This is a genomic window from Alistipes sp. HGB5, assembly GCF_000183485.2.
GTDB lineage: Bacteria > Bacteroidota > Bacteroidia > Bacteroidales > Rikenellaceae > Alistipes > Alistipes finegoldii.
The window spans coordinates 1-15,594 of record NZ_AENZ01000062.1; the positions used below are offsets into that span (position 1 = coordinate 1).

The window sequence follows — 15,594 nt, forward strand, 5'->3', positions numbered from 1 at the left end:
CTGTGCCCTAAGAGTCTATGCTGTCAGAACCTTTCCTATTCTTTGCATTTCCCGGCTAATATTGGCTTCTGAAATTTTTGCATAGTGCCGAGTCATATTCGTATTTGTATGTCCGAGGATTTTGGCAATGATGTCGATTGGCATGCCATATTCGATAGCCAATGTGGCGAAAGTGTGGCGAGCGCAATGCGTCGTCAGATTTTTATGGATGTTGCATATTGTTCCGATTTCCTTGAGATACGAGTTCATTTTTTGGTTGCTGGGGATAGGTAATAACTTTCCTTTGAGTTGTAATTCAGGATTATGTTCATATTTTTGTAATATTTTGAGCGGGTAGGGTAGAAGTGGCACACGACTTATTACAGAGGTCTTTTCGCGTGGTTTATGTATCCACGTTGTTCCGCTGTCATCCGTTGTAATGTGTCGTTTTTGTAAGTTGTCTGCGTCCGTAAAGGCCAGTCCCGTTAATGCACAGAAGCAAAATACGTCTCGGATACATTCCAGCCGTTCATTAGGCATTTCCTTGCTTATCAATATGTCCAGCTCTTCTTTTGTCAATGGAACCTTGACGTTTGTTTTGTCTATTTTCATCTTGTAATACTGAAACGGATTTTTTTCAATCCATTCGTTCCGTATCGCGAATAAGATGAAATTTTTGAGACAGCAAAGTAAATTTACGGCACCATTGTTTCTGCATTGGTGGGCTGTTTGCATGAAGGTATTTAGGCCGTCTATATATTCATAGGAAACCATATCCAGCGGCAGGTCATCTTTCCGGTATTGCTGTTTGGTATATTCGGTCATGTATCGTAGTAAACGATGGTATTTGTTACAAGTTACCTGTGTGATACGTGTCCCGACCTCCTGTTGCCGTTTATCGCAGTATTTCGAAAACTCGACGAGGAACATTCTTGAACCGGATGCATTGCTCAGTCGTTGTTTGATGGAAAAGCAGTCCGGAGTTTTATTCTCTTTGAGAAGCAGGTCGTAGGCCGCAAGGATATTCGCCCGATAACTGGCGACGATGCTGTTAATTTGCTGATCTACTTCGTCTTTGTAAAGGGAGCGTTCGAGGCGCTGGTTCCATCGTTCCGGTTCGATTTGACATTGGGTATAGATCTCTGTTGTTTGGCCGGATGTGGTGATACGGGCATAAATAGGAGCCTTTCCTTTTTTAGAGATTTTGGTCTTTTTGCAGAAAAAGACTACGTTGAATGTTGTGCGTTGGTACATAGCTGCATGGGTTTGAAATCGTTAAACGTGTGCAGCATAGGGATATTGTGGCGTAAAACGGTGCAATACAGTGTTTTATGTGTAATTCGTGACCTATTTTTGACCGAAATAAAATAGGTCACGAATTAGGTCATAAAAACCTGCTTCAGAATACATTTTACGCGATTGTTTCAAAAACGAAAAAACCTCATATATCGTTGATATACAAGGTTTTTACTCTTTATTGCAGTGATTTTCAACTGCTTCTAAGGGTGGAAGATGGGGCTCGAACCCACGACCTTCGGAACCACAATCCGACGCTCTAACCGACTGAGCTACATCCACCGTGTGACCGTTGTCCGGTCGTATCGGGATGCAAATGTAATATACTTTTTCGGTCCGTGCAAAAAAATCGCCCGAAAAATTGCGCAGCGTGACAAAATGACAGTCCGGCATGTACCTTTGTCACCCTGCATCTGCCAAAAACCGGTTGGCACATCAATTGATGGAAAGGAGGTTGCAAATGCTAACTAATACATCATTATAAACCAAAAACAACAAAAGCTATGAATGTAAAACCATTATCGGACCGTGTGCTGATTCTGCCGAATCCTGCGGAGGAGAAGACGGCGGGCGGATTGATCATCCCCGACACGGCGAAGGAGAAACCGCTGGCAGGTAAAGTAGTCGCAGCTGGCCCCGGCACCTCGGAGGTCAAGATGGAGGTCAAGGCCGGCGATCAGGTGCTTTACGGCAAGTATGCAGGTCAGGAGATTCAGATCGACGGCGTCGATTACCTGATCATGAAACAGAGTGATATTTTAGCGATCATCTAATAAAGGAAAAACATCATGGCAAAGGATATCAAATACAATGTTGAGGCGCGCGAGCTGCTCAAGGAGGGTGTCGATGCGCTGTCGAACGCCGTAAAGGTCACGCTCGGTCCCAAAGGCCGCAACGTGATTATCGACAAGAAATTCGGTGCGCCGCAGATCACCAAGGACGGTGTGACGGTAGCCAAGGAGGTGGAGCTGGAAGACGCTTTCGCCAACATGGGCGCCCAGATGGTCAAGGAGGTAGCTTCGAAGACCAACGACGATGCGGGTGACGGTACGACCACCGCGACGGTGCTGGCCCAGTCGATCATCGGCGTAGGTCTGAAGAACGTGACGGCGGGTGCCAACCCGATGGACCTGAAGCGCGGTATCGACAAGGCGGTGCTGAAGGTCGTGGAGTCGCTGCGCAAGCAGAGTCAGGAGGTCGGCACGGACTTCGCCAAGATCGAGCAGGTCGCCACCATTTCGGCCAACAACGACGAGACGATCGGCAAGCTGATCGCCGAGGCGATGGGCAAGGTGAACAAGGAGGGCGTCATCACCGTCGAGGAGGCCAAAGGCACCGAGACCCACGTGGAGGTGGTCGAAGGCATGCAGTTCGACCGCGGTTATATCTCGGCTTACTTTATGACCGATCCCGAAAAGATGGAGGCGCAGCTTGAAAAGCCTTACATCCTGATTACCGACAAGAAGGTTTCGACGATGAAGGAGCTGATGGGCGTGCTGGAGCCGGTGGCTCAGAGCGGCCGTTCGCTGCTGATCATTGCCGAGGACGTGGACGGCGAGGCTCTTTCGGCGCTCGTTGTCAACAAGCTGCGCGGCACGCTGAAAATCGCGGCCTGCAAGGCTCCGGGCTTCGGCGACCGCCGCAAGGAGATGCTCGAAGACATCGCCATCCTGACGGGTGCTACCGTGATCTCGACCGATAAGGGTATGAAGATCGAGGATGCCGACCTTTCGATGCTCGGAACGGCCGACAAGGTGACGCTCAACAAGGAGAACACCACGATCGTGGACGGCGCCGGCAAGAAGGAGGAGATCGCGGCCCGTGTGGCTCAGATCCGCGCTTCGATCGAGAAAGCCACGTCGGACTACGACAAGGAGAAGCTGCAGGAGCGTCTTGCCAAGCTCGCCGGAGGTGTCGCCGTGCTGTATGTGGGCGCCGCTACCGAGGTGGAGATGAAAGAGAAGAAAGACCGTGTGGACGACGCGCTGGCCGCAACCCGCGCCGCAGTCGAAGAGGGTATCGTTCCGGGTGGCGGTGTGGCATACATCCGCGCTACGGCGGCTCTCGAAGGCATGAAGGGCGACAACGAGGACCAGACGACGGGTATCCAGATCGTGAAACGTGCGATCGAGGAACCGCTGCGTCAGATCGTCGCCAATGCCGGCGGCGAAGGCTCGGTTGTCGTCAACAAGGTGAAGGAGGGCAAGGACGCCTTCGGTTACAACGCCCGCGACGACAAGTACGAGGACCTGCTGAAGGCCGGTATCATCGACCCGACCAAGGTGTCGCGTGTCGCGCTGGAGAATGCCGCTTCGATCGCTTCGATGTTCCTGACGACCGAGTGCGTGCTTGCCGAGAAGAAGTCCGACGCTCCCGCCATGCCGGCAATGCCCGCAGGCGGTATGGGCGGCATGATGTAATCATCGGTTGCCATATGAAAACCGGAGACCTCATGGTCTCCGGTTTTTTTGTTGTCGGGAGCCGTCTCCGGCCGTCACCGCCCGCGGGTCCCTGACCGGGTGGGGCGGCTCACGGCATCCACTCCAGCACGCCGGTGACGGGGTTTGCGGCGCGCCATGCCTCGAATTCGGCGTAGGTGCGTACACCGTCGCGCAGCACGGCCTGATAGTATTCGATACCCATGATTTTCTCGGTCTCCGGAGTTTCGTATTTGAGCCGGAGGATGGTTTCGCGCGTTTGGTCGGTCAGCACGGCGGCGATCCGGTCGGCCACCCGTTCGAAATAGCCGTCGTAGGCCGAGCCTTTCGGCATGTGGATCATGTCGATCTGCCAAAGCTGGTCGTCGGCGTCGGCATACCATGCGTGCCATTCGAGGCACTCCTCGCTCGTGTCGAGCAGGTTGCCGTATTCGATGCGGTGGATGCGGCTGTTTTCGGCCAGCCGGGCCATGGCGGCGAAGCTGTCCGCTACGCGCAGGGGCGATGAGTAGATGTGGAAGTCGATGTCGCGGTGCGTCATCAGCAGTCCCGTGCGGAGCGAGCCGACCAGATGCGGTTCGGCGCCCACGGAACGCCAGATGCTTTCGATGCCGCTGTCGCGGATGACCTCTTGGGCGCGCTGCTGGTTCGCGGCGGCGAGGGTGCTGAGTTTGTCCATTGTGCGATGCTATGAAGGGTTAAAAGGGCTTGCCGGAGCGAATTCGTTCCGGCAGGCTTGCGGTTTGTCGGGGTGTTATTTGCCGAGCAGGATGCGGGCCTGCGCGACTGCGGCGTCGGTTATCCGGCTGCCGGAGAGCATTTTGGCGATCTCGGTGATGCGTTCTTCGGCCGTCAGACGCCGGATGCCGGTGCGTCCGTCCTGCTTGTAGACCACGAAGTGGGCCGAGCCTTTCGAGGCGACCTGCGGCAGGTGGGTGATGTCCACGACCTGCATCGTCGCCGAGAGCGACTCGATGATCTCTCCCATGGCGTCGGCGATGCGGCCCGAAACGCCCGTGTCTATTTCGTCGAAGATGACCGTCGGCAGCTGCATGCACCGGGCCAGCAGGGCTTTGAGGGCCAGCATGACGCGGGAAAGCTCGCCGCCCGAAGCGATCCGCTCGACGGGCTGGGGCGTTGCGCTGCGGTTGGCCGTGAAGAGGAAAACCACATTGTCGCGGCCCGTGCGGCCCAGTTCGGCGAGCGGCGTCAGCGCCACTTCGAACACCGTGTCGGGCATGCCCAGCTGCGTCAGCGTCGCAAGGATCTGTTTCGCGAAGCCCGCGGCGGCTTTTTCGCGGGCTTTGTGCAGGCGGTCGGCCAGTGCGGCCGCTTTCTGCTCGGTTTCGTGCAGCGCTTTTTCGGTCGCGGCGATCTCCTCGTCGCCGTGGACGATGGCCGCCAGCCGGGCGGCGTAACCGTCGCGTGCGGCGATCAGTTCGGCTTCGGAGGCGACGCGGTGCTTCTGCTGGAGCGCATAGAGGGTGTCGAGACGCGCCGAGAGCTTCGCCAGCCGTTCGGGGTCGGCGTCGATCCGTTCGCAGTCGGCGGCCGCGGCGTTGTCGATGTCTTTCAGCTCTTCGAGCACCGAGTGTATGCGCTCGGCGTACTCCCCGGCGGCGGGGTAGTGTTCGCGGATGCGTACGAGGTCGTTTTCCGAGTTTTTGAGCAGGGTGAGAATCCCCGTTTCGTCGGCGTCGAATGCGTTGCGGAGCGTGGTGAGGACTTCGCCGATGCGGTCGGCGTTTTCCAGTACGGCAAGTTCCGCTTCGGTCGCGGCCTGCTCGCCTTCGCGGAGGTTGGCGGCGGTCAGCTCTTCGCACTGGAAACGCAGCCACTCCTCGTCGCGGCGGCCGTCGGCGGCCGCTTCGCGCAGGGCTGCGAGTTGGCGCCGCAGTTCGGAAAGCCGGGCGTACTGCGCCGTGTACTGCGCGAGCAGCCCGCCGTTTCCGGCCACGGTGTCGAGCGCCGAGGTGCGGAACTCCTCCGAGGAGAGAATCAGGTTCTGGTGCTGGGAGTGTATGTCGATCAGGCGGGTGCCGAATTCGCGCAGCTGCGCGAGCTGGACCGGAATGTCGTTGATGAAGGCGCGGCTCTTGCCGGCCGGGGTTATCATGCGCGTAACGTGCGTTTCGGGAGCATAGTCGAGGTCGTTCTCGTCGAAGAACGACTCCATGCCGCGGCCCGAAAGGTCGAAAGTCCCTTCGACCACGCAGTTGCGCGCCGCGTCTTTCATGGCCGAGCCGTCGTTCTTGGCTCCGAGCAGCAGGCCCAAAGCACCGAGCAGGATGGATTTGCCGGCTCCCGTCTCACCCGTGATGATGTTCAGGTGCGGGTCCAGCTCCATTTCGAGCTTTTCGATAAGCGCGTAATTCTCAACCGACAGACGACGTAACATGGCGGCCTATTTTAACAGTGATTCGATTTTATCGGCGATGCGTTCCGCGACTTCGGACTTCGGCATCAGGGGCAGTTCCTCCCGGCCGCTGCGGTCGATGAAGGTGACTTTGTTGGTGTCGCCGCGGAATCCGGCCCCGGCGTCGCGCAGCGAGTTGAGGACGATGAAGTCGAAGTTCTTCTTGGCGAGCTTGGCTTCGGCGTTGGCCTGTTCGTCGTGGGTTTCGAGCGCGAAGCCCACCAGCAGGCGGCTGCCTTTGCGTGCGCCCAGTTCGGCGGCGATGTCGCGCGTGCGGCGCAGGGTGATGCACATTTCGCCGCCGCATTTTTTGATTTTCGTTTCAGAAACGGTATCGGGCGTGTAGTCCGCGACGGCCGCGCACATGACGGCTCCGTCGGCTCGGTCGAAAGCCGCGGTGGCGGCGTCGTACATTTCGGCGGCAGAAAGTACGTCCGTGCGCTGCACTCCGGCGGGCGTCGGCAGGGCCGTACGGCCGCTGACGAGCGTCACGTCGGCGCCGCGGGCGGCCAGTGCGCCCGCAATGGCGTAGCCCATCTTGCCCGACGAGTGGTTCGAGATAAACCGCACGGGGTCGATGGCTTCGATCGTGGCGCCTGCCGTTACGACGAAGCGTCTACCTTGCAGGCTCTTTTTTTTTTCGGGATTTTCTCCGCCGAGCAGTTGGCCGACGAAAGCGGCGATGTCGGCGGGTTCGGCCATGCGGCCCTTGCCCGTCAGTCCGCTGGCCAGCTCGCCTTCGGCGGGCTGGACGATCCGCACGCCCCGTTCGGCCAGACGGCGCAGGTTCTCCTGCGTCGCGGGATGGGCGTACATGTCGAGGTCCATGGCCGGCGACACGACGACCGGGCAGCGGGCCGAGAGATAGGTCGTCAGCAGCAGGTTGTCGGCGATGCCGCAGGCCATTTTGGCCAGCGTATTGGCCGTGGCGGGGGCTATCAGGTAACAGTCGGCCCACTCGCCGAGCGAGACGTGCGAATTCCACGCTCCGTTTTCCGGGTCGAAGAATTCCACGAGAATCGGGTTTTTCGAGAGGGTGGCCATCGTCAGGGGCGTGATGAACTGCTTGGCCAGCGGCGTCATGACGACGCGCACTTCGGCGCCCGCGCACTTCAATAAACGACAGAGCACAGCCGCCTTGTAGGCCGCTATGCTTCCCGTAATGCCCAGCAGTATGCGCCGTCCCGCGAGTCCCGCGAGTCCCGCGAGTCCCGTGAGTCCTTCGACCGTGCGGCCGGCGCCGGGGCTTTGTATGTCGTGTCCCTGCGAGTCCATGCCGGCGGGCTGTTACGCCTTCTTGACCTCTTTGTTCTCCTTGAAGAAAAGCTCGTCGTCGAGGAACTCCTCGGTGGCGATGATCGCGGGCTTGGGAAGACGCTCGTAATAGCGCGAAATCTCGATCTGCTCGCGGTTCTCGAAGGTCTCCTCCATGGTGTCCGTGGGCGATGAGAAGTCGGCGAGCTTGCGGTTCAGCTCGGTCTTCAGCTCGGTTGCGATCTGGTTGGCGCGGCGGGCGATGATATTTATCGACTCGTAGACATTGCCGGTCTCCCGGTCCAGATCGACCAGTTTACGCGTAATGGTGTTGTTGGGAATGTTCTTCTTGATTTCCATTGCTATATGTTGTTGTCTTCTTGCTTGTTGCGGTCCAGATAATCGCGGGCGTGCTGGGCCATGCGGTCCACCTCCTTGATATGTTTCGATTCGGGGAACTCCTCTTTGAACGAGAGGTACGAGTCGAGCATCGCCAGATAGCGATCGGTCTGCTTCTCGGCGACCGAGTTGCTGGCGAAGCGGTAGCTGGCGTCCACGATCAGGTACATGATCTCCTCGCGGTGCGAACTTTCGGGGTATTGCTTGAGCGCGTTCTTGAGCGATACGATGGCCGACTTGTAGCGGCCTATCTTATAATAAGTGTATGCGTTGAGGTAGGCCTTGTCGTGCAGGCGCTGCGTCAGCTCGGTGTTGATGGTCTTGAAATTCTCGATCTGCTCGCTGTGCGGATAACGCGACATGAATTCGTTGATGGCGATCAGCGCCTGTCCGGTCATCGTCTGGTCGCGCGAAGGGCCGGGCGAAAGATAGTAGAAGCAGAGTGCGTACATGCCTTCGGCGTCCTCGATGAAGGCGCTGCGGCCGAACTTGCGGCGGAAATCGTCGAGAAGCGTCGCCGCCGTGTCGTAATCGCGGTTCTTGTATTTGCAGCGGGCGTTGAAGAACGAAATGCTGTCTTCGCGGGGCGTGCCGGAGTAGTAGTGCTGGACGCCTTCGAAGAGCGTCGAGGCCCGCGACCACTTCTCCTTCTGGTAGTACTCCAGCGCCTTGCTGTAAATCAGGTCGGGTTGTCCGCTTTTGAGCAGGGCGTTGATTCCTGCGCATCCGCTAAATGCAGTGATCAGGATCACTCCGCACACGGCGTATAAAAAAGTCTGCTTCATCGATAAATCTTTTGCGGCGCTTTATCGCGCAAAGTTACGCATAAATTAACGATTTGCAAAATTATTTATTGTGCAAAAAAAGAGTGCGTCTCCGCACCCTTGTTTTTTGTTCAGAAGAAGAACCCGACCGAACCTCCGTAAACGAGGTTGCGCGGGACCCTGACCCGCTGCGACACGCCGTCGGAGACGAAGGTGTTCCAGACGTGCGAACGGGCGTAACCAGACAGGCGGAAGTCGAAAAAGAATTTGCGGATGTTGAATCCCACGCCGCCCATGATGCCGACGTCGTCGTTGAAATTCACCTTCAGCAGCTTCGGGGCGCTGTCCCGCTCGGAGTCGGCCACGCGGAACTGGGCGCCGCCGAAGAGCCGCAGAGGCCCGAACTGAAGGCCCAGCTGCAGCGGGATTTCGAACCGCTCCGAACGCAGCGAGACGCTGCGGGTGCGGGGGCCTTCGGCGCGGATCGAGTAATTGACGAAGGCGAAATTTAGCTCCGACTGCAGATGCAGGCGGCGGGTGAGGTTGAACCGCAGGACCAAGCCCGCCTGATAGCCCGCCTTGGCGGGACCGGGCCGGAATCGGTTTTCTCCGATTTCCACACGGGAAAAGGTGTAGCTGGTGGTGGTGACGCCGCCGCGGACGCCGACCTGAAAGCGGCGCTGGGCCGAAGCCGCGCCGGTGAGCAGCAGCGCGCAGAGCAGGAGCGGGAAGAGATGTTTCATGCCGAAATTAGCTGGTTTTAAGGTTGCTGCGGAGGTTACATCAGGGGTGACACGAGCCGCAGCACATCGCCCAGCGTGCGCCGCCATGCCGCCGGCCGCCACTCGTCCCGCACGATCCGCCGGCACGAGGCCAGATCGCCGTCGAAGGTGGCGGACAGCTCCCGGACGACCTCCCGGTCGCGGATGAAGGCCGTGACTTCGAGGTTGTCCAGCAGACTGCGGTAATCCATGTTCGCGGTTCCGACCGAAGCCGTGTCGTCGTCCACGATCAGCAGTTTGGCGTGCAGAAAGCCGTTGTCGTAGCGGTAGAGTTCGATTCCCGCGTCGAGCAGGTCTCCGGCGTAGGAGTCGGATATCAGGTCCGTGAACGGCGAGTCGCTGCACGTCGGGATCATCACCTGCACCCTCACGCCGCTCCGGGCCGCCAGCCGCAGGGCGTCGAGCAGCATCGCGGGCGGCAGGAAGTAGGGCGAGGATATGCGCACCCTGCGCTGCGCCCGGACGATGGCCGCGGCGAACGCCTCGGCGATGGTCAGCCGCGAGGGACCTTCCTCGGCCCATGCGAGCTGGATCGGCAGCCGCTGCCGGATGTCGTGCGGCGCGATATGGCGGCGGATGTCGAGACATTCGCCGCGTACGCGCGCCCAGTCGGCGATGAAGAGCTTCTGCAGGTCGGCGACGGCGTCGCCTTCGATGCGAAGGTGCTCGTCGCGCCACTTGCCCATGTAATCTCCGTCGAGGTAGTATTTCGCAATATTTATGCCACCCAAGTAGGCGACCTTTCCGTCCGTAACGACTATTTTGCGGTGGTTGCGGCGGGTGACGCGCGTGGTGAACCACGGGAAACGCACCGGTTCGAAAGCCGCCGTCTCGACGCCCGCCTCGTGCATGCGGCGCAGCATCGTGCGGCTGAGCCGCCACGAGCCGACGGCGTCGTAGATGACGCGCACTTCGAGTCCCGCGCGGGCCTTGCGGATCAGGATTTCGGCGATGGTTCGGCCGATGCGGTCGTCGCGGATGATGTAGTACTCCATGTGGATCGAGCGCACGGCCCGCTGGAGCGAGGCGATCAGTGCCGTGAAGGCGTTGTTGCCGTTGTGGAGCAGTTCGACGCTGTTGTGGCGGGTGATGCGCGTGCCGCAGCCCCGTGCGATGATCTGTCCGAGACGGTCGCCGCGGTATGCGCGGCGTTCCGCCGCCGGGAGGTGCGGCCGGTAACCCGCCAGTATGTAGAGCAGCGTGCCGGCCACGGGAAGCAGCAGGATCAGCGCCAGCCACGCCGCAGCCGACGCGGGCAGGCGTTTCTGGCGGGTGACGAGCGGGACGGCTCCGAGCGTCCATGCGATGTGAATTGCAAGCAGCAGATACATAACCCGTGCGTGAGGGCATACTCCGTGCCATGCAGGTTGAAAAAAGATTTGGAAATTCGGAATATACTTCCTATCTTTGCTGTATAATGAAAATCAGGGTTCTGGCCTTCACCGGTCAGGATTCTTATTTTTTTACGATGTTTAATTCGAAACTCCTCCTCTGCGGAGGGGGATTCAGGAAGGTTTTAGATGCGGGGCGGGCGTTTTCGGATGCCTAAAGTGAGTTCGACGGGTTCCGGCATTTGAAATCTTTCGCGGTGTTATGAAACTGAATACGTCGGACTCGTATAAAATTATGGCAAAAGAGATTATCTATCTGACAGCGGAGGGGTACAAGAAACTCAGGGACGAGCTCGACCACATGCGTTCCGTCGAGCGTCCTGCAATTTCGGCGGCGATCGCCGAAGCGCGCGACAAGGGCGACCTTTCGGAGAACGCAGAGTACGACGCTGCCCGCGAGGCGCAGGGTATGCTGGAGATGCGTATAGCCAAGCTGGAGGATTCGCTTGCCAACGCACGGGTGATCGACGAGTCGAAAATCGACAAGAGCAAGGTGCAGATTCTGAGCAAAGTGACGCTGCTGAATCACAACACCAAGAAGGAGATGGTCTACACCATCGTCGCCGAGCACGAAGCCAACCTGCGCGAGGGCAAGCTGGCCATCGGCACGCCGATCGCCAAAGCGCTGCTGGGCCACAAGAAGGGCGACCGGGTCGACGTGGAGGTTCCCGCCGGAACGATTCACTTCGAGATCCTCGACATCAGCATTTAGGCGCCCGTTCCCGCAGGGCAGCGGCGCCGCATCGTCCGCTCCCGGCCGGGTGCAGGACACGACATACATCCCCGTTTGTGGGTATTTTTGCAGGACCGTTTTGTGCGGTCCTTTTTTTGTGCTACTTTTGGCAGCAGAAAGATGATACGCAAAGCACCCAAACGGATATACGCCGCTCTGCTGCTGCTGATTCTGGTCGCAGCGTACGCAGGACACAAGGTCCACATCTACAAGGAGGACCCTGCGCATTTCGCCGCGCTCTGCGGCGATCTGATGCCCGACAACGGCGCGCATCAGATCGTGGTGGAACGCTGTATCGTCGACGACTTCTATTTCTTCCCCTATCTCGACGCAGTACAGCCCGCGCACTCGTTCTATTGCGGGATGCTGGGCGTTCTGATGCCCGAAGCCACGCAGTGCAGACGCTGCATGCCGGTTCCGGGCGTTTCGCTGCGCGCGCCTCCCGCGGCGTAACCCGCAATCCCCTTCCCATCCTGTTTTTTGCCGGGCCGTGCGGTCCGGCGGGTTACGTATGTCATTCAAACAATCCGATAAGCAATGAAAAAATATCTGTTGCCGGCACTCTTCATGTGTCTGTATGCCGGTGCGTCGGCCGCGGAGACGCCGAAGAGGAGCACCGACGCCAATCTTTTCGGCCACGTCGTGGACCGTGAAACCCATGAACACCTTCCCTATGCGACCGTCGCCGTGACGGGCACGGCATTCGGCACCACGACCGACGCGTCGGGACACTATTTTCTGAAAAACCTGCCCGAAGGCGAGCTGACGCTCGAAGTCCGTGCGCTGGGGTACGCCGTGCTGGAGAAAAAGGTGACGCTCGAACGGGGACAGACCCTCGAACTGAATTTCGAGGTGATGCAGAGCGGCATTTCGATGGACGAAGTGGTCGTCTCGGCCAGCCGCTCGGCCACGCTGCGGCGCGAAGCGCCTGCGCTGGTGAGCGTGCTGGACGCCGCGCTGTTCGAGAAAACGAACGCTTCGTGTCTGGCGCAGGGGCTTTCGTTCCAGCCCGGCGTGCGGGTCGAGGACGACTGCCAGAACTGCGGCTTCGCGCAGGTGCGCATCAACGGACTCGACGGCCATTATTCGCAGATTCTCGTCGATTCGCATCCGGTCTTTTCGGCCCTGACGGGCGTCTACGGACTGGAGCAGATTCCGGCCAACATGATCGAGCGGGTCGAGGTGCTGCGCGGTGGCGGTTCGGCGCTGTACGGCTCGTCGGCCATCGGCGGCACGATCAACGTCATCACCAAGGAACCTTCGCGCAATTCGGCGCAATTGGCGCATACGCTGACCTCGCTCGGCGGCAGCAACTCCTACGACAACAACACGATGCTCAATGCGTCGCTCGTGACCGAGAGCGGCCGTGCGGGGCTTTGCGTCTTCGCTCAGAACCGCCACCGTTCGGGGTACGACCACGACGGCGACGGATTTACCGAGCTGCCCCTGATCAACAGCCGGTCGGCCGGCATGCGGTCGTTCTTCCGCACGGGCGCCTATTCGCGCATCACGGCGCAGTACCACCACATCGACGAATACCGCCGCGGCGGCGACCTGCTGGACCTGCCGCCCCACGAGGCGATGGTGGCCGAGCAGACCGACCACTCGATCGACGGCGGAAGCCTTTCGTTCGACATCTCGTCGGCCGACCGCCGCAACCGTTTCAACGCCTATGCGTCGTTCCAGAATACGGCCCGCAAGAGCTACTACGGCAGCAAGCAGGACCCCGACGCATACGGTACGACGCACGACCTTACGGTCGCGGCGGGCGTACAGTACGTCCATGCGTTCCGGAAACTGCTTTTCATGCCCGCCGAACTGACGCTCGGCAGCGAATACAGCTACGACGACCTGAACGACCGTTCGATCGGCTACGACATCAACACCGCCCAGACGGTGCATATCGTGGGCGGCTACCTGCAGAACGAATGGAAAACGAAGAGATGGTCGCTGCTGATCGGCGGACGTTTCGACAAGCATAATCTGGTGGACCACGTGATTTTCAGTCCCCGCGCAAATATTCGTTTCAACCCTTCGGAGGCGGTGAACCTGCGCGTGAGCTATGCGGGCGGCTATCGGGCGCCGCAGGCCTTCGACGAGGACATGCATATCGCCGTGGTGGGCGGCAAGCGGGTCCGCATCCGGCTCGCCGACGACCTCAAGGAGGAGCGTTCGCACAGCGTGAGCCTTTCGGCCGACCTTTATCACAACTTCGGCAGGGTGCAGACCAACCTGCTGGTCGAGGGGTTCTATACGATTCTCGACGACGTCTTCGCACTGCGCGATCTGGAAGATACGGACGACGGAGGCAAGATCAAGGAGCGTTACAACGGTTCGGGCGCCGCCGTGCGCGGCTTCAACGTCGAGGGGCGGGCGATTTTCACCCGCTGGTTCGAACTGCAGGCGGGCGTAACCCTCCAGCAGAGCCGCTATAAGGAGCCTGAACAGTGGAGCGAGGACGCCGACGTGCCGCCCGTGCGCCGCATGTTCCGCACCCCCGACGCCTACGGCTACTTTACGGCGTCGTTCAAGCCGGTCCGGAACTTCACGGCCGACCTGACGGGAACCTGCACCGGCTCGATGCTCGTGCAGCACATGGCCGGATCGGGCGTCGCGCAGGATGCGGCCGTCTCGACGCCGTCGTTCTTCGATATGAACGTCCGCCTGTCGTACGACCTGCGTATCTACAAGGAGATAACCTTGCAGCTTTACGGGGGCGTGCAGAACCTCTTCAATGCCTACCAGAAGGATTTCGACAAGGGCGCCGACCGCGATTCGGGCTATATCTACGGTCCGTCGCTGCCCCGCAGCTGGTTCGTCGGCGCGAAGTTCAGTTTCTGAGTCCGCGCTGCTGCGACCGGCATAAAAGGCTGCCCTTTCGGGGGCAGCCTTTTGCGTGTGGCGGCGGTCTCTGCGGGCCGTTTCGGATGCGTGTGGCGGCGGTTTTTGCGGACTGTTTCGGATACGTGTCGCGGCCCGGAATCCTGTGCCGGGTTTTGCGGGGGATCGGTTGTGACGCCTGCGCAAAGTCGCCGGAATGTCCGGCCGGGTGCGGAGAATTTCATCCGGGAAACAAAAAGCCGCCCCGGATTCCGGGGCGGCCTTGCCGTATATCTTGGCGCGGAACTAGATCGCCTTGATCTCGTGGAGCACGTTGTTGGTCTTGCGGACCGCGTCGGCCGAAGCTGCGAACTTCTCGGCCTCTTCCTTCGAAAGGTCGATCTTCACGATCTTCTCGATGCCCTTGCGGCCGATGATCGCGGGAACGCCGATGCAGATGTCCGACTGGCCGTATTCGCCTTCGAGCAGGCATGAGCAGGGAATCATCTTTTTCTGGTCGTTGAGGATCGCCTCCACCATCATTGCCGAAGCGGCTCCCGGAGCGTACCATGCCGACGTGCCGATGAGCCTGGTCAGCGTGGCGCCGCCCACCATCGTGTTGGCTACGGCCTCTTCGAGCTTCTTCTTCGATGCGAACTGCGATACGGGAACGCCGTTTACGGTAGCCTTCGAGACGAGCGGAATCATCGTCGTGTCGCCGTGGCCGCCGATGACCATGCCGTCAACGTTGTTGATGTTGGCGCCGGTGGCTTTGGCCAGATAGCACTTGAAGCGCGACGAGTCGAGCGCGCCGCCCATGCCGATGATGCGGTTCTTCGGAAGTCCCGAAGCCTTGAGCGCCAGATAGGTCAGCGTGTCCATCGGGTTGGCGACGACGATGATGATGGCGCGCGGCGAGTACTTGACCACGTTTTCGATTACGCCCTTCATGATGTTGGCGTTGGTGCCGATCAGCTCTTCGCGGGTCATGCCCGGCTTGCGGGGAATGCCCGAAGTGATGACGACGACGTCCGAATTGGCGGTCTGCTTGTAATCGTTGGTGACGCCTACGAGTTTGGTGTCGAAGTCCATCAGCGTCGAGCACTGGTACATGTCCAGCATCTTGCCCTCCGAAAGACCCTCCTTGATGTCGATCAGGACTACTTCGCTTGCGACCTCGCGGCAAGCCATTACATTCGCGCAGGTGGCGCCTACGGCACCTGCACCTACTACTGTAACTTTTGACATAACTGTTGATATTTAAGTTTGTTGTGCGTTTCTTTCCGGCGGGGCGTCGTTCGCGGCCGGCCCTGTCATGGAGC

Annotated in this window: 14 protein-coding genes and 1 tRNA gene; 5 read left to right on the forward strand and 10 right to left on the reverse strand. The window is 59.4% G+C overall.

Annotated elements, in window-relative coordinates:
* Nucleotides 1-15 precede the first annotated feature (15 nt).
* Both HMPREF9720_RS10865 and HMPREF9720_RS10870 read right to left on the reverse strand, forming a co-directional pair.
* Entirely contained in the window at nt 16-1,233 is a 1,218-nt protein-coding gene (locus HMPREF9720_RS10865; RefSeq protein WP_009598416.1) for a site-specific integrase, read from the reverse strand.
* A gap of 249 nt (nt 1,234-1,482) precedes the next feature.
* Nucleotides 1,483-1,558 (reverse strand) — tRNA-His (locus HMPREF9720_RS10870).
* A 220-nt stretch (nt 1,559-1,778) separates the two neighbouring features.
* Here HMPREF9720_RS10870 and HMPREF9720_RS10875 point away from each other — a divergent pair.
* Both HMPREF9720_RS10875 and groL read left to right on the forward strand, forming a co-directional pair.
* Nucleotides 1,779-2,048 (forward strand): co-chaperone GroES, encoded by a 270-nt coding sequence (locus HMPREF9720_RS10875; protein ID WP_009598415.1) that lies wholly within the window; start codon nt 1,779-1,781, stop codon nt 2,046-2,048.
* Nucleotides 2,049-2,063: 15 nt separating this feature from the next.
* Nucleotides 2,064-3,695 carry a chaperonin GroEL gene (groL, locus tag HMPREF9720_RS10880; protein WP_009598376.1) on the forward strand — a complete coding sequence of 544 codons (1,632 nt, stop codon included), beginning with the start codon at nt 2,064-2,066 and terminating at the stop codon, nt 3,693-3,695.
* A gap of 109 nt (nt 3,696-3,804) precedes the next feature.
* Here groL and HMPREF9720_RS10885 read toward each other — a convergent pair whose 3' ends face one another.
* From HMPREF9720_RS10885 to cls, 7 genes are all read right to left on the reverse strand, one after another.
* Nucleotides 3,805-4,392, reverse strand: coding sequence for a hypothetical protein (locus tag HMPREF9720_RS10885; RefSeq protein ID WP_009598393.1), 588 nt, complete (start codon nt 4,390-4,392; stop codon nt 3,805-3,807).
* 75 nt (nt 4,393-4,467) lie between these two features.
* Nucleotides 4,468-6,111 (reverse strand): DNA repair protein RecN, encoded by a 1,644-nt coding sequence (gene recN / locus HMPREF9720_RS10890; RefSeq protein ID WP_009598384.1) that lies wholly within the window; start codon nt 6,109-6,111, stop codon nt 4,468-4,470.
* A gap of 6 nt (nt 6,112-6,117) precedes the next feature.
* A complete protein-coding gene (gene coaBC / locus HMPREF9720_RS10895; RefSeq protein WP_009598398.1) occupies nt 6,118-7,404 on the reverse strand; it encodes a bifunctional phosphopantothenoylcysteine decarboxylase/phosphopantothenate--cysteine ligase CoaBC in 1,287 nt (428 codons plus the stop codon).
* Between the two features lie 12 nt (nt 7,405-7,416).
* Nucleotides 7,417-7,743 carry a DNA-directed RNA polymerase subunit omega gene (locus tag HMPREF9720_RS10900; RefSeq protein WP_009598412.1) on the reverse strand — a complete coding sequence of 109 codons (327 nt, stop codon included), beginning with the start codon at nt 7,741-7,743 and terminating at the stop codon, nt 7,417-7,419.
* A 2-nt stretch (nt 7,744-7,745) separates the two neighbouring features.
* Nucleotides 7,746-8,567: an outer membrane protein assembly factor BamD gene (locus tag HMPREF9720_RS10905; protein WP_009598389.1), complete on the reverse strand. Its 822-nt coding sequence runs from the start codon at nt 8,565-8,567 to the stop codon at nt 7,746-7,748.
* 110 nt (nt 8,568-8,677) lie between these two features.
* Nucleotides 8,678-9,289: a porin family protein gene (locus HMPREF9720_RS10910; RefSeq protein WP_009598395.1), complete on the reverse strand. Its 612-nt coding sequence runs from the start codon at nt 9,287-9,289 to the stop codon at nt 8,678-8,680.
* A 35-nt stretch (nt 9,290-9,324) separates the two neighbouring features.
* The gene (gene cls, locus HMPREF9720_RS10915) at nt 9,325-10,659 is read right to left on the reverse strand and encodes a cardiolipin synthase (RefSeq protein WP_009598379.1); all 1,335 of its coding nucleotides are present in this window, start codon (nt 10,657-10,659) and stop codon (nt 9,325-9,327) included.
* A gap of 295 nt (nt 10,660-10,954) precedes the next feature.
* Here cls and greA point away from each other — a divergent pair, with 295 nt between their 5' ends.
* The 3 genes from greA to HMPREF9720_RS10930 all read left to right on the forward strand — a co-directional run bounded on the left by greA (nt 10,955) and on the right by HMPREF9720_RS10930 (nt 14,293).
* Entirely contained in the window at nt 10,955-11,431 is a 477-nt protein-coding gene (gene greA / locus HMPREF9720_RS10920; protein ID WP_039940532.1) for a transcription elongation factor GreA, read from the forward strand.
* Nucleotides 11,432-11,572: 141 nt separating this feature from the next.
* Nucleotides 11,573-11,905, forward strand: a complete 333-nt coding sequence (locus HMPREF9720_RS10925; RefSeq protein WP_009598378.1) for a hypothetical protein — start codon at nt 11,573-11,575, stop codon at nt 11,903-11,905.
* 84 nt (nt 11,906-11,989) lie between these two features.
* Entirely contained in the window at nt 11,990-14,293 is a 2,304-nt protein-coding gene (locus HMPREF9720_RS10930; protein WP_009598400.1) for a TonB-dependent receptor, read from the forward strand.
* Between the two features lie 285 nt (nt 14,294-14,578).
* On the opposite strand, the gene mdh is transcribed toward HMPREF9720_RS10930, so the two are convergent.
* A complete protein-coding gene (gene mdh, locus HMPREF9720_RS10935) occupies nt 14,579-15,520 on the reverse strand; it encodes a malate dehydrogenase (protein ID WP_009598388.1) in 942 nt (313 codons plus the stop codon).
* Nucleotides 15,521-15,594: the final 74 nt, after the last annotated feature.

Coding starts and splice junctions, on each gene's coding strand:
- HMPREF9720_RS10900 (WP_009598412.1), bottom strand. CDS start 7,743: ATGGAAATCAAGAAGAACATTCCCAACAACACCATTACGCGTAAACTG.
- greA (WP_039940532.1), top strand. CDS start 10,955: ATGGCAAAAGAGATTATCTATCTGACAGCGGAGGGGTACAAGAAACTC.
- cls (WP_009598379.1), bottom strand. CDS start 10,659: ATGTATCTGCTGCTTGCAATTCACATCGCATGGACGCTCGGAGCCGTC.
- HMPREF9720_RS10865 (WP_009598416.1), bottom strand. CDS start 1,233: ATGTACCAACGCACAACATTCAACGTAGTCTTTTTCTGCAAAAAGACC.
- mdh (WP_009598388.1), bottom strand. CDS start 15,520: ATGTCAAAAGTTACAGTAGTAGGTGCAGGTGCCGTAGGCGCCACCTGC.
- HMPREF9720_RS10925 (WP_009598378.1), top strand. CDS start 11,573: ATGATACGCAAAGCACCCAAACGGATATACGCCGCTCTGCTGCTGCTG.
- recN (WP_009598384.1), bottom strand. CDS start 6,111: ATGTTACGTCGTCTGTCGGTTGAGAATTACGCGCTTATCGAAAAGCTC.
- HMPREF9720_RS10905 (WP_009598389.1), bottom strand. CDS start 8,567: ATGAAGCAGACTTTTTTATACGCCGTGTGCGGAGTGATCCTGATCACT.
- HMPREF9720_RS10885 (WP_009598393.1), bottom strand. CDS start 4,392: ATGGACAAACTCAGCACCCTCGCCGCCGCGAACCAGCAGCGCGCCCAA.
- groL (WP_009598376.1), top strand. CDS start 2,064: ATGGCAAAGGATATCAAATACAATGTTGAGGCGCGCGAGCTGCTCAAG.
- HMPREF9720_RS10910 (WP_009598395.1), bottom strand. CDS start 9,289: ATGAAACATCTCTTCCCGCTCCTGCTCTGCGCGCTGCTGCTCACCGGC.
- HMPREF9720_RS10875 (WP_009598415.1), top strand. CDS start 1,779: ATGAATGTAAAACCATTATCGGACCGTGTGCTGATTCTGCCGAATCCT.
- HMPREF9720_RS10930 (WP_009598400.1), top strand. CDS start 11,990: ATGAAAAAATATCTGTTGCCGGCACTCTTCATGTGTCTGTATGCCGGT.
- coaBC (WP_009598398.1), bottom strand. CDS start 7,404: ATGGACTCGCAGGGACACGACATACAAAGCCCCGGCGCCGGCCGCACG.